The sequence below is a fragment of the Haloactinospora alba genome (genome assembly GCF_006717075.1).
Lineage (GTDB): Bacteria > Actinomycetota > Actinomycetes > Streptosporangiales > Streptosporangiaceae > Haloactinospora > Haloactinospora alba.
Genome location: NZ_VFQC01000001.1, coordinates 3,473,355 through 3,485,794, shown reverse-complemented (window position 1 = coordinate 3,485,794; position 12,440 = coordinate 3,473,355). Strand labels below are relative to the sequence as shown.

Annotated in this window: 14 protein-coding genes, 1 pseudogene and 1 CRISPR repeat array; of the genes and pseudogenes, 9 read left to right on the top strand and 6 right to left on the bottom strand. The window is 69.1% G+C overall.

Translation table 11 applies throughout. From position 1 onward, the window contains the following. Positions 1 to 90: 90 nt before the first annotated feature. Positions 91 to 564 (bottom strand): hypothetical protein, encoded by a 474-nt coding sequence (locus FHX37_RS15760; RefSeq protein ID WP_141924612.1) that lies wholly within the window; start codon positions 562 to 564, stop codon positions 91 to 93. 152 nt (positions 565 to 716) lie between these two features. On the opposite strand from FHX37_RS15760, the gene FHX37_RS15755 reads away from it, so the two are divergent. From FHX37_RS15755 to FHX37_RS15745, 3 genes are all read left to right on the top strand, one after another. Further along, positions 717 to 1,658 (top strand): DUF3592 domain-containing protein, encoded by a 942-nt coding sequence (locus tag FHX37_RS15755; RefSeq protein ID WP_141924611.1) that lies wholly within the window; start codon positions 717 to 719, stop codon positions 1,656 to 1,658. A 320-nt stretch (positions 1,659 to 1,978) separates the two neighbouring features. After that, positions 1,979 to 2,827, top strand: coding sequence for a hypothetical protein (locus tag FHX37_RS15750; protein ID WP_141924610.1), 849 nt, complete (start codon positions 1,979 to 1,981; stop codon positions 2,825 to 2,827). Between the two features lie 75 nt (positions 2,828 to 2,902). After that, positions 2,903 to 3,178, top strand: coding sequence for a hypothetical protein (locus FHX37_RS15745; RefSeq protein WP_246062316.1), 276 nt, complete (start codon positions 2,903 to 2,905; stop codon positions 3,176 to 3,178). 58 nt (positions 3,179 to 3,236) lie between these two features. Here the strand turns inward: FHX37_RS15745 and FHX37_RS15740 are convergent, their stop codons facing one another. Beyond that, the gene (locus FHX37_RS15740) at positions 3,237 to 4,307 is read right to left on the bottom strand and encodes a hypothetical protein (protein WP_141924609.1); all 1,071 of its coding nucleotides are present in this window, start codon (positions 4,305 to 4,307) and stop codon (positions 3,237 to 3,239) included. Between the two features lie 201 nt (positions 4,308 to 4,508). Between FHX37_RS15740 and FHX37_RS15735 the strand changes: the two genes are divergently transcribed. Continuing rightward, complete coding sequence (locus FHX37_RS15735; protein WP_141924608.1) at positions 4,509 to 4,796, top strand: hypothetical protein; 288 nt, start codon at positions 4,509 to 4,511, stop codon at positions 4,794 to 4,796. 137 nt (positions 4,797 to 4,933) lie between these two features. Here the strand turns inward: FHX37_RS15735 and FHX37_RS15730 are convergent, their stop codons facing one another. Next, positions 4,934 to 5,281: a hypothetical protein gene (locus FHX37_RS15730; protein WP_141924607.1), complete on the bottom strand. Its 348-nt coding sequence runs from the start codon at positions 5,279 to 5,281 to the stop codon at positions 4,934 to 4,936. A 274-nt stretch (positions 5,282 to 5,555) separates the two neighbouring features. Next, positions 5,556 to 6,456: a CRISPR direct-repeat array (repeat unit 37 nt; unit sequence GTTGCATCCGCTCTTCGGAGCGGATGAGGATCGCAAC). A gap of 338 nt (positions 6,457 to 6,794) precedes the next feature. Here FHX37_RS15730 and FHX37_RS15725 point away from each other — a divergent pair. From FHX37_RS15725 to FHX37_RS24125, 3 genes and pseudogenes are all read left to right on the top strand, one after another. Beyond that, on the top strand, positions 6,795 to 7,892 hold the full coding sequence (locus tag FHX37_RS15725) for an ISAs1 family transposase (RefSeq protein WP_141924606.1): 1,098 nt from the start codon (positions 6,795 to 6,797) through the stop codon (positions 7,890 to 7,892). A gap of 55 nt (positions 7,893 to 7,947) precedes the next feature. Further along, entirely contained in the window at positions 7,948 to 8,688 is a 741-nt protein-coding gene (locus FHX37_RS15720; RefSeq protein ID WP_211351846.1) for a GNAT family N-acetyltransferase, read from the top strand. After that, positions 8,661 to 8,786: pseudogene (locus FHX37_RS24125) on the top strand (hypothetical protein); the annotation flags it as partial. The gene FHX37_RS15720 and the pseudogene FHX37_RS24125, both read left to right, overlap by 28 nt. Before the next feature lie 298 nt (positions 8,787 to 9,084). Here FHX37_RS24125 and FHX37_RS15715 read toward each other — a convergent pair. The 3 genes from FHX37_RS15715 to FHX37_RS15705 all read right to left on the bottom strand — a co-directional run bounded on the left by FHX37_RS15715 (position 9,085) and on the right by FHX37_RS15705 (position 11,188). Further along, positions 9,085 to 9,996 (bottom strand): helix-turn-helix transcriptional regulator, encoded by a 912-nt coding sequence (locus FHX37_RS15715; RefSeq protein ID WP_141924605.1) that lies wholly within the window; start codon positions 9,994 to 9,996, stop codon positions 9,085 to 9,087. A gap of 152 nt (positions 9,997 to 10,148) precedes the next feature. After that, a complete protein-coding gene (locus FHX37_RS15710; RefSeq protein ID WP_141924604.1) occupies positions 10,149 to 10,412 on the bottom strand; it encodes a hypothetical protein in 264 nt (87 codons plus the stop codon). A gap of 215 nt (positions 10,413 to 10,627) precedes the next feature. Beyond that, positions 10,628 to 11,188 carry a TetR/AcrR family transcriptional regulator gene (locus FHX37_RS15705; protein WP_141924603.1) on the bottom strand — a complete coding sequence of 187 codons (561 nt, stop codon included), beginning with the start codon at positions 11,186 to 11,188 and terminating at the stop codon, positions 10,628 to 10,630. A gap of 88 nt (positions 11,189 to 11,276) precedes the next feature. On the opposite strand from FHX37_RS15705, the gene FHX37_RS15700 reads away from it, so the two are divergent. Together FHX37_RS15700 and FHX37_RS15695 are read left to right on the top strand one after the other, a co-directional pair. Next, complete coding sequence (locus FHX37_RS15700) at positions 11,277 to 11,735, top strand: nuclear transport factor 2 family protein (RefSeq protein WP_141924602.1); 459 nt, start codon at positions 11,277 to 11,279, stop codon at positions 11,733 to 11,735. Positions 11,736 to 11,772: 37 nt separating this feature from the next. Further along, complete coding sequence (locus FHX37_RS15695; protein ID WP_141924601.1) at positions 11,773 to 12,390, top strand: LysE family translocator; 618 nt, start codon at positions 11,773 to 11,775, stop codon at positions 12,388 to 12,390. The last annotated feature ends 50 nt before the right edge of the window (positions 12,391 to 12,440 follow it).

Here is a 12,440-nt window from a genome sequence, read left to right as displayed (position 1 = left end):
TTCCATCCCCGAGTGTCGCGCAACAGTCGCAACAGGGGCACTTCCGCGCCCACCGGGGAGAGCGCCCTCTCTCCCGAACCGGCCAGCGCGTTATCCGCCCCGGTGCTTGCGCCGCGCCTTCACCACGGCGGTAGTGAAAAACGCTCCGCTGGCCGCGAGCGTGGCAGCCCCCGGATACAGCATGAAGTCGTATGGCCCCTCCTCGGTCATGTCGGCGGTGACCACCTTCATGGGTTCCCCGGGAGGGTAGGCCACTGTCACGGTGTCACCCTCGCGGTTTCCCGCACCGCCGTCCTCCAGCTTCACTCCCTCGTACCCGTGCCCGTCTGCGGTGTAGTCCACGTAGAGAACCGTCTCGCGGCAGTCGCACTTCTGGTCGTATTGGCGGCTGCGGTCGCTGACCACGGCATCGGCGCGTTCGGTGCGGTCGCTGTAGTCGATGAAGCTGGACCCGATGAATCCAGCACCGAGGAGCAGCATGACTCCCCCATCCCCGAACCACCACAGCCCCTTCCTGGCCCCCGGAGGGTTCCAGGAAGGGTTCCTCCGGGCCGTTCCGCTCATGGTTGTGGAATCCTCCTCTCCGGCGTCCGGTCACACAACGACGTGCGCACCCGGATCCGATGCCGGCGGGACGATCGCGGTTCCCGGTCGGGGAGGGGGTAAGCAACGACGCCAGTATTGTCCGAACCTCGCAATCCTGGTAAAGGAACCGTGTGGAATCCGAACTTTTCCCCTTCGTCGTTGCCGTCCTCTACCTCGTGTTCGCGGCGGTAGCCGTCACCACGCTGCGGCGGGCGCTGAGCGACCGGCGGAGACGGCGCCACCTGGACCGGCACGGGGTGCCCGCCCGGGCCCGTGTGGTGCGGGTCGAACCCATGGACCGGTCCCTCAACGGGGGAGCGGGCCACCCGGTGCTCGTCGAGATCCACGGCTGTGAGGGGCACCGGTGGCAGCACCGGGTCACCGACGGTCTGGGCGGGTTCGTCGTCGCGGAGGGCGCCTGGCTGAGCGTGCGCCACTCTCCCGAGGACCCGGAACTCCTGCGGGTCGAGGAGGTCAACGGCCCGCACGGCCCTTTCCCGGTCTGCCCGGAGCGGGGCCGGTGGAACGCGGTGGCGCCGTTCGTGCTCCCCGTCTGCGTCATCGCGGTGATGGTGATGATCCCGCTGGTCATCCTCGCCGGCAACGCCAACCCCACCGTTTTCCTCGTCGTCCCGCTGGCGATACCGGTCGTCGGGGCGGTGCTCCTCACCGTGTCCCTGGTGCGCGGGGCGGGGGAGCGGCGCCGGCGCCGCCGCTCCGTGGAAACCACCGGGACGGTCACCGACCAGTGGGAGCAGCGTGTCTCCACCGGAGGCAGGGGAAACACGCGCGTCGTCATCGTGTGCACGGTGCGCTTCGCCCTGCCCGACGGCCGCGAGGTGCACACCCGAAGCCCGCGGAGTCCGCACTGGGGCCAACTCAGCGTCGGACAACCGGTGCGGGTCAACTACTCTCCCGACTTCCCGCCGCGGTTCCAGCTCGCCGAACTGGACACCAAACGCGCAGCGGAGTTCGTCGTCCCGGCAGTGGTGGGGCTCATGATGCTGCTCATCGGCGGGATAGTGTCCGCGGGAATCCTGGCCAGCGCACTGCTTTCGGGACCTCCCACATAGCGGGGACCCGGAACCGCGTGCCGGACCCCTGGTACGGCGGAGCGACGGGCCCCGCCGAGCAGTCGGCAAGAACAGTTCCGGTCAGAATCCCAGGAATCACTGCGATTGTTGTATGAGCGGTTTCCTCTGCTCAGCTGGGTTAACCAGCTCCCGCTGATTGGGTATGTGGGTTGGCCCCATGGTCGTCAGAACCGAGGGGTGGCCAATACCTACCAGGGAGATGGCATATGGGAATATAGGAATGGTTCTGGAGCGTGATCGTGGACCGGTCTTTCACCTAATCGCCTTCCTGACTCCCGATGAAGAAAGGACAAGTCGTAGTGACAGAGGGCTCCTCCCACAACCACGACTACGCGTCTCCGATCCGTCGTAGACTGACGACGCCAGTTTTTGTCATTTCGGCCGCTTTCGTGGCGCTCATCCTGGTGGGGGGAACCGCCTTTGCGGTGGGAACACTCATCGGCGGCGATGGTGACGGTACGGCAGATTCTGCCTCGGACCCCGATACGGACGGGGAAACCTCTCCGGATCCCGGTATGGAAGGAGAGATCTCCTCTGATGAGGTCCCTGAGCAGGAGCGGCACAGCACGTCACCGACCCCCTCGGCCGAGGGGGACAGCGCCTGCGGTCTGGAGGGCAACGACAAGGACAACTTCGCACAGTTCCCCGAGGGCACCGAGTGGGAGGCGGTGGGGGCCACCCAGGCGCCCAGCCACCCTGACTACGGGCCGGGCGAGACCTCGGATGCGGGGGTACGCCACTGCTACTCCTACTCGCCCACCGGCGCGGTGCTGGCTGCGAGCAACTTTGTGGCGATGACCACCGATCCGCCGCTGAAAACCGACCTGGTAGAGCAGACGTTTCTGCCGGGCGAGAACAAGCAGACCGCCTTGGAAAGGCTCGAGGAGGAAGACAGCACAGGTCCCTCTTCCACCCGGATCTCGATCGGAGGGGCCACCCTGCTCGCCTACGGCGAGGGCTACACCCGGGTGGACCTCGCGTTGCTGGACCAGGATCCCGACAACGACAAGATCCTGTCCTACATGGTCGATATGCGTTGGCAGGATGGGGACTGGCGCATCCTGGCCGGTGAGGACGGGGGGATGCGTGTTCCCGCGGCCACGGTCGGTTCCCTGCAGGGCTACACCCGTACTCCGATGGCGGAGTGACTCCATGTCGTTGGCGGACAGCCAGTAGGGCAAGTACAGGAACAGGTTGCTCTAACCAGCGCTAGGATCGCAGCCGTGATGGTCCGCGAACACTACCGTGGCCACGACCGGGTGGTGCTCGTGACCGACGAGCAGGCCTGGGCGGGCCGGAACGGCGAGGAACCCACCCGCGCCGTTCCGGACCACGTTCCGGTCTACACCTGGAACCTGGCGGGCTACCGCCGCGGGCACGGGCCCACCGGCGGCAACCGGCACCTCTTCGGCGGGTTGTCCGACGCCGCGTTCCGCATGATCCCGCTGCTCGAGGCGGGGGAGCGGGGCCACTGGCCGTGGGAGTCCCCGGCGGTGTAGGGGCTACCTCCTCCGTACGCACCCGCGCCGGCCGGTACTCCTCTCCCGGAGGCGGGCCTCAGGTACCGCCTCCGGGCTGGGGCGGGAGGTCGGCGAGTTCCCGTGCGCGCCGCAGGTTCGCGGCGGCCTGCTCGGGGGTGCAGCGGCCCAGGCCGCACGAGGCGGCCACGTCCACCCGGCGCCCCAGCGCCGCTTCGACCAGCCGCAGCGTCACCTGCTGGCTCTCCAGGGTCTGCCGCTCGTGGGCGAACCCGGCGACGAAGCGGACGTCGCGGGGCAGCTCCCGTAGTTCCCGCAACGGCAGGTAGGCCCTCGCCTCCGGCAGCGCCGGGAAGTCCCCGCTGCCGAGCGGGGCGTGCACGTACTCCAGGGTGCGTCCCTGCGGCCAGGCCCGCAGCAGCCGTCGCAGCAGGGCCACGGCGGGGCGAGTGTCCCGGGCGCGCCACAGGCCCTCGCGGTTGAGGTCGCCGAAGCACAGGTGGATCCCGAACCGGCTGCCCTGGGGAGCGGCCGCGACCTGCCCCAGGATCCCGTTGACCAGGAGCGCCGCTAGCGCGGGCCGCAGCGGCGAGGGGGTGCCCGCCGCCAGCACCAGTTCCATCGGGCACTCGATCTGGAAGATGACGTCGTCACGGTTCCAGGAGTGGATCTCGCGTAGTTCTTCGGCCAGTGCCGCGCGGACCACCGGCCGGTGTCTGAACGCGTTGACGGGTTCGAAGAGGAAGAACGCCAGGTCCAGGTCGCTGGGGATCCCGACCTGGAAGTCGAGGTCGTGCAGCCCGCGGTCCGAGCGCAGCTCCCTGAACGTCTCGTAGCTCTCCCGGGCCTGCGCGGCGTAGCCCAGCCGCAGGCTCTCCGGCCGGAACTCGTGGCCCCTGCGCACGCGGAACACGGGGCGGTCCGTGTAGCTCGACCAGTCCCCGTCGGTCACCAGCGTGACATCGGGGTGCTCACGTAGCCGCTCCACGATGTGCGCGATCCAACTGCTGCGTTCCGCCACCTCACCGTCCGCCAGGCTGCGCAGCCGGGAATCGACCTGTTCCATCGGCACCGCCAGCGCCTCGGACACGGTGGCGGCGGGGTAGCTACCCACCAGGTGCACCGACCGGGGAGGGGAGTAACGCGACAACGGGGTCTCCAGACGGGGTGTGGTTCGATCACCAGTACGGACAATGACCTGCGCGCGTTTCGGAGACCGAAACGCAGGAGGTTAGTGCGTATTGTAGTCAGCCAGAAACTATATGTGCACAAACGCAGGGCATTGGCGGGTAGTGCGGGGATCGAAACCGGCCGGTAGGCCCAAGCGCCGGATCGCGCGGGGCGCGGCGCGGTGCGGCGTGCCTCACTCCTGCGGGGCGGTCAGCTCGACGATCCGGCGGGCGAACTCCCGGACCCGGTCCAGGGATCCCAGGACCTCGTCCTGCTGGTGGTCCCCCGCCCGCTCCTAGACGGTCGACGCGGCGAGCACATCGAGCTCGGCGAGTACGACCCGACCGCGCACCGGGTCCAGCAGCATCCCTTCCCGGTGCAGGACGACCCGAGCACGGTGTCCACCGCATCCCGCACGAGCCCCAACAGCGCCTCGGCCTGTCCGTCGAGCATGTCGGCGCTGACGTAGCTGTCCCGGAACTCGTGGAGGACCGCATCCGGGGAATCCCGCTCGTCGCGTTTTTTTGAGTTGCGCCAAGCTGGAGGTCGCCACGAGCAGAGCCACCACCATGGCGACCGCGACGAAGGCGAGCAGTGTCAGATCGATCATGAGGACGGGGAGCAGGGAGAAACCCCTCCGACGAAGACCAGCCCGAGGAACTGTTCGAGCCTGAACCGGCCGGCCTGATGCGAGGGTTCTCCCGCCGTGTGCCTCTGTCCGAACTGAGCATGATGGAGGCGTTCCCGGTCCGCGTCGCTGAGGTCGGGACGGACGGTCAGCCGTTGCCGCTTCCCCTGTGCGGGCGTTCCGGCGTCGGCGCGGGCGGCGTTCAGGTACACCTCGGCGCCGCGCGGGGTGAGGACCCAAGCGGTGTGACCGGAGTGGAACTCCGCCAGCCCTTCCCGGGTGAGCGAACTCCCGACGCGGGTAGGTGTGGGTCCACGCAGCGCCAATGTCTGCGGTGCCCCGGGGACGGCCCAGCTAGGCGACGTTCACCGAGTCGATCCTTCGTACTTTCCCGGAACCAACGGAAGATGTCCACGAGGGTCGAGGCATCTGTACGATAATGGCTGTCTCCAAAGGTCTGGTGGGACCAGCTTAGGAACCGGGAGTGGTCATGTGGTTCCGGGGTGGTTCTCAAGCAAGAATCGGACAGTAAGGTAGCAATCTCATGGGCATGGTGAACTTTGTTAAGGGAAGCGATGGCGTTTTCCCTGGTCACCTGCCGTTGCATCCGCTCTTCGGAGCGGATGAGGATCGCAACCGGAATCCCTCGGGACGAGCTGCTCAGTCGCATGCGTTGCATCCGCTCTTCGGAGCGGATGAGGATCGCAACTCCGAATGCTGCGGCCGCTGGTGTGATTCCCACGTTGCATCCGCTCTTCGGAGCGGATGAGGATCGCAACCACCGCCGCAAGCATCTTGCCGGTTCCTTCCGGTGGGGTTGCATCCGCTCTTCGGAGCGGATGAGGATCGCAACGGCCCCGACCACGCCGAGCTGCTGGGAACCAACGTTGCATCCGCTCTTCGGAGCGGATGAGGATCGCAACTCTGGAGGGAAGGTCATGGGTCCTACCTGGTCATGGGGTTGCATCCGCTCTTCGGAGCGGATGAGGATCGCAACCCTCGCTGCTGACCAGGTGGGAAGCGTCAAGCATGAGTTGCATCCGCTCTTCGGAGCGGATGAGGATCGCAACTAGCCTCTCCGCTGCGTGCCGGTTTGCAGTTCCCCGCGTTGCATCCGCTCTTCGGAGCGGATGAGGATCGCAACTGCCTGCCATGGTCACACGTCCGTATGCGCAGTTGTTGCATCCGCTCTTCGGAGCGGATGAGGATCGCAACTTCCGCGACGCGGACCAACCTGGCGGCGGCGCGGCGTTGCATCCGCTCTTCGGAGCGGATGAGGATCGCAACGTTCGCTCATCGTTAGGTCCTCCTAAGTAGCCCGTTGCATCCGCTCTTCGGAGCGGATGAGGATCGCAACCTGTCGAATCGCGTTCCAAGCGTCTCGGAAACGCCCCGTTGCATCCGCTCTTCGGAGCGGATGAGGATCGCAACCAGGGGGAGTGCTCTGAGTCCGCGCTGTCGGATGTTGCATCCGCTCTTCGGAGCGGATGAGGATCGCAACCTGCGCGGCCGCGACGACTACACGAACGCGAACTGCCTCATCCGCTCTTCGGAGCGGATGAGGCAGACCATCAGGGTGCTGCGATTCCCGGCATCAAGTCCTGGGGTGCCCTGCGGACAGGGCACCCCACCCGGGGCGTTATTTCCCTCGCTTCGTGTTCCCGGAATCCGGTATATAGGCAGGGCGGTTTCAAAGTCGGGTGCGGATGATGGCGGAGCCGGTCACAGCCCTGTAGCGATCCAGAAGAAGCCCGCACACACGACAACGGAGCCCGCTAGAAGAGCAGGGACTCTCACATCTCTGACTTCCAAGGGACTCCGTTGCGCCTTCAGTCTGCCATGCCCTCGTCCGCCCTGGCCGCGTCCGCGACGCCGATCCTGCCCGCCGAGGACAGTGATCCCCGCGACCGGCGGGGACGCCGCCACCCGCTGAGCTGCGTGATCCTCACCGGTTTGTGCGCGGTGCTGGCCGGCGCCCGCTGCCTGGCCGCGATCGGCCAGTGGGCCGCCAACGCGCCCCAGCACACCCTCGCCCGGCTCGGCGCCCGCATCACCGACCCCGCCCTGGGCACCCGCCAGGCGCCCAGCCCCGCCACGATCCGCCGCGTCCTCACCGCCCTGGACCCGCAGACGCTCACCCGGCTCCACACCGCCGAGGAGATCGCGGTGCTGGTCATGGACGGCAAGAGCCTGCGCGGCTCGGCCACCCGCACCGCTGCGGCCGCCCATCTGCTCCAGGCGATGACCCCGGCCGGACGCACCGTCGCCCAGGTCCGCGTGGACGACAAGGCCAGTGAGATGGCCGCCGTGGCCGACCTGCTGGCCGACGTCGACATCACGGGGTGTGTGATCAGCGCCGATGCGCTGCACACCCAACTCGGCACTGCCCGCTGGCTCGTCGCACGCGGGGCTGAGTACCTGCTGACAGTCAAGGCGAACCAGCCCACATTGCTTTCCCAGGCCAAAGCGCTGCCCTGGGCGCAGGCGCCGGTGCTGGAGGCCGCCCGTGAGCACGCCCACGGGCGGGTCGAGGTGCGCACCGCCAAGGTGCTGACCGCACCGCGCATCGCATTTCCCCACGCCCGTCAGGTGATGCGTATTCATCGATGGGTGCGCGAGTCCTGTACGGGCAGAGTCCGGCGCAGCTACGCCTACCTGGTCACGAGCCTGCCGGCCGAAAGCGTCACGGCCGCAGAACTGGCGAGCCTGGTGCGCGGGCACTGGGGCATCGAGGCCCGCCACCACATCCGCGATGTGAGCTTGGGCGAGGACGCCTCACGGGTGCGCACAGGCAACGCTCCGCAGAACATGGCGCTGCTGCGCGATGTGGCGATCGGGGTGCTGGCAGGGCTGGGGTTCGCGAGTATCCCCGCGGCCTACCGATGGGTGAGCTACGAGTGCTTCACCCGTCCCCTTGACCTTCTCAGGCTCCCCTGACCAGCAGCTACACCCGCCACACCCGAGAATGAAATAGCCCTGGTATATAGGCGGGATGCGTGACCCCTACCCCCTGCGCCCCCTCGAACCCGGTGAGTTCGACGCGTGGGCGCGCATGACCTGCGACACCTACGGCAGCGAGTGGCGCGAGGGCGCCCTGCGCAACGCGGCGAGCACCATCGAGCTGGACCGCACGACCGCCGCGTTCGACGGCGGGGAGGTGGTCGGCGGCGGTGCCATCCTCACCCGGACCATGACGGTTCCCGGCGCCGTGCTCCCGGTCGCGGGGGTCACACTGGTAGCGGTCACCCCCACCTACCAGCGGCGGGGGATCATGACCGCGATGATGCGCGGGCAGCTCACCGCTCTGCACGAGTCCGGCGGTGAACCGGTGGCCGCGCTGAATGCCGCCGAGGCCATGATCTACGGCCGCTACGGGTACGGCACAGCCTCCCACGTGGCCCGGATCGAGGGGCAGCGGCGGGAGATGCGGCTGCGGTCCGGCACCGACCTCGGCGACGGGACCGTCCGGCTGTTCGACCGGGACAGCGCCCGCCCTCTTCTCGAGGAGGTCTATGAGCGGGCCCGCGGCGGGGCGGTCGGCTGGCTCGCCCGACCCGCCAGGTTCTGGGACGCCCGGCTGTACGACGAGGAGCACGTGCGCGACGGGGCGTCGTCGCTGCGTTTCGCCGTGCACCAGTGCCCGGACGGTGAGGCCACCGGCTACGTGTTCTACCGGGTCCAGTCGGCGCCGGTGCCGGTGGAACGGTGCGGGTCGTCGAGCTGGCGGCGGTGACACGGCGGGCGTACGCCGCGTTGTGGGAGTTCCTCACGCGTGTGGAGGAGGGGTGTGACCGGATCGAGTACACGGGGGCGGTAGACGAGCCGTTGCCGCACCTGCTCCACGACGCGCGTGCGGTGCGTTCGGCCACGGTCGACAACCTGTGGGTGCGGCTGGTGGACGTGGACCGCGCCCTCGCGGCGCGCCGCTACGCGGCGCTCGTGACTGGGCCGCCGGGCCGAGGAACTCGAACACGGCGGCCCGCCGCTGTGGGAGAGCCTCATGGACGAGCTGCGCGCGACCCACCTCGGGTCGGCGGCGCGCCGCCGACCCCCGTCGGCGAACGCGGCCGCGGACGCGTCGGGACGGGAGGAGCAGGAGTGACCTCTCCCCGGCGGGGGACGCGTCACCTCAGGCCGTCGTGAGCTGAAGCGAGCTGTCCCCCGGCGCCGCCCCCAGCGCGTCGTCACCGGAGTCGACGGCGAACGCGTGGCCGGGGTAGAGCCGGATGAGCCCCAGCCAGTCGCCCACCGTGGCCTCCGGCTCCAACGGCACGGGGTCAGCGTCGGCCCCCACCCCCGGTGCGAGGACCCGGGCGTGGATCCGGTCGCGGACGGTGACCAGAACAACGGGGCGGTCGTAGCGTTCCAGCCGCTGGAACAGGTCGGTGACGGCCTCGTCGGGACGGGAGACGACCAGGATGTGCTTGCCCTGGGCGTCGCGTACCTCGGGGTGGCGCAGCAGGAACTCGACGAACTGCGGTGTGGTGCTGGCGTGCTGCTTCAGCTGGCGGGCGATGTCCTCGCCGTTGTGTACACCGCCGAGGTCCACGTGCAGGCGCGCGGTGCGGGAGCCGTGCCGCAGGAGGTAGTCGATGTCGGCCATCTCCGCGCGTGTGGGGCGGTTCTCCCCGTCGTCGATCCCGTACCGGCGGAGCCAGTCGTTGACCTCCGACCACAGCCACACGGGATGGCGTCCGGCCGTGCCCTCGGGAGCGGGGAACGGGGTTTCGCCGTGCCTCGTTCCGTTCACCCACTGGTTCACGTTCTGCCGACTGCGGCCGGTGCGCTCGGCGATGTCGGCGACCCCGACGATGTCGCGGTCCAGGCGCAGCAGCCGCAGCCCGGGGGCGAGCCTGCGGGCGCGCTCCGCTGTGGCCAGCGCGGCGGCCGTCGCGTCGGGACCCTCCCCGGCGACCGTCATGTGCACGGTGCCGTGCACGGAGAAGAGCACAGGGTCCAGCTCGTCGGTGAGGGCGCGAACGGTGTCCTCGTCGTCGAGAGTGATGCCGTCCAGGACGAAGGTGAACTCGTACTCGAACATCGGTCGCTGCCTTTCCCGGGAGAGCGGCGTGGCCGGGATCCTCCCGTCAGCTCGTCTCACGGAAAGTATCCTACTGTTGTTGACGAGGGTCAACGGACGTGTCGGTGAGATGGACGACCCCGGTCACGTGCGAGCCGGGAGACGGGGGACACTCAGTCGTCCGCAGCGTTCGGCCGGCGCCGCGGGTCGTCCGGCGGTAGGGGGCAGCGCCGCGCGCTCCACGCGATGCGCCGCGCGGCGCGGGAGGAGGTTCCCGGTGTTCCGGGAACCTGGATGCGCAGGCAGCCGCATGGGCAGTACAGCGCTCCCCAGTGCCCCTCCTTGGTCAGCCGCCACCCGTCCTTCGCGAGTTTCCGGAGAACCTCACGGACCTCCTTGTCCGGATGGTCGGCGGGGTCGGTCTCCCTGCCCGTCACGTCCGCGGTCCCGGAGGGGTCGGGTGCTGTGGGGGTCCGCCCGGGCGCCGTCCGCCGCGGCGCGTTGTCACCAGGTCCACGCGAGGGACCATAACAAAGCACGGATCCCCGTGGGAGGTCCTCGTGCCGCACGGCCCGGGGAACCACGGCTCCCGGGGCTCCCGAGCACGGCGCGGCCGGTTCGGCTGCTCCTCCGGGGACCGTCCGGTCCCGGGTCACGAACGGGCGAGTGCGGCCTCGGCCGCGTGCCGGGCGTGACGTGCCGGTTCGGGGGTCCCGGTCACCGCCGCTGAGGCGATGGCCCCCTCGACCAGCAGGTGCAGCTGGGTCGCTGTCTCCTGCGGGTCGGGTACCGGAACGTCGGCGGCGAGGGTGGCGAGGTAGCTCCGAACAGCGTCCTTGTGCTGGCGGGCGGCCTGCACCACAGCGGGAGAGGTCGGACCGAGCTCTCCCGCGGAGTTCAGGAAGGCGCAGCCGCGGAAGTCCGGCTGGGAGAACCACTCGTGCAGCCAGTCGAAGACGGCGAGCACCCGGTCGCGAGCCCCGGAGGCCTGTTCGGTCACCGCCGCGGCCAGTGACGCTCGCCACCGCTCGTCCCGGCGGCGCAGGTAGGCGAGTACGAGTTCCTCCTTGGACGGGAAACACTGGTAGAGGCGTTTGAGTGAGACCCCGGAGTCCGAGCGGATCTCGTCCATACCCACCGCCCGCACGCCACGCGTGTAGAACAGGCGTTCCGCGGAGTCGAGCAGCCGCTCTGTGGCTTCGGCGCGGTCCACGGCACCTCCCGGCTTGCTGTCGAGAACGTCCGTTCTCTATTCTAGCACCAGTTGGAGAACGACCGTTCTCTTTCAGTGGGAGGATGTCATGACCGCACGACCACCGCTTCCCCCCTTCACATGGGACACGGCCCAGCAGAAGGTGCGGGCCGCCGAGGACGCGTGGAACACGACCGACCCGCAGCGGGTCGCCTCGGCCTACACCGAGGACTCGGTGTGGCGTAACCGGGACCAGTTCGTCACCGGACGCGAGGAGATCGTCGCCTTCCTGCGGCGGAAGTGGCAGCGCGAGCTGGACTACACCCTGCGCAAGGAGCTGTGGGCGGTGCACGGCAACCGGATCGCGGTGCGCTTCCAGTACGAGTGCCACGACAGCACGGGCCAGTGGTGGCGCAGCTACGGCAACGAGATGTGGGAGTTCGCCGACAACGGGCTCATGTCCCGCCGGGAGGCAAGCATCAACGATGTGCCCATAACCGAGGCGGAGCGCCGCATCCTCGGCCCCCGCTCCGAGGAGGAGAGCGGGGCCCGGCTACCCCTCCGGTAGCGGAGGCCGCGGGTGCCCCGGATGCTACGTTCCCCGGATGGCGTACCTGCTGCTGTCGTTCGTCGCGGCTGCCGGGCTGCTCGTCGTCACTCCGGGCCCGGACAGCACCCTCGTGCTGCGCAGCACCGTGAACAGCGGCTGGCGGGCCGGAACCGCCACGACGCTCGGCATCCTCACCGGCCTCTCCGTCTGGGCGGGCGCCGCCGCCCTCGGTATCGCCGCCGTGCTCCAGGCGAGCGAGGCCGCCTACACCGTGCTGCGCGTCGCGGGAGCGTGCTACCTCCTCTACCTCGGTGTCCGCGGCCTGCTCGCGAAGCGGGAACCCGCCGTCGAGGACACCGGCAGCGGCGGCGCTGCCGCTGCCGCGCTGCGCTCCTACGCGACCGGGGCGACGACCAACCTGCTGAACCCGAAGATCGGCGTCTTCTTCGTCACCTTCCTGCCGGCGTTCGTGCCGGACGGGATGTCCGCAGGCGCAGCGTCGCTGGCGCTGGGTGCCGTGTACGTGGTGGAGACCGCGATGTGGCTCGCCCTCGTCATCACCGCCGCGAGCGGTCTCGCCCGGTGGTTGCGCCGCCCCGCCGTCACCCAGCGGATGGAGCAGCTCGCGGGAGGGGTGCTCGTCCTCTTCGGGGTGCGCGTCCTCACCTCGTGATTCCCGTACGTCCCGCGCCGCAGGGGATGTGGCCGGTACCGGCCACCGGG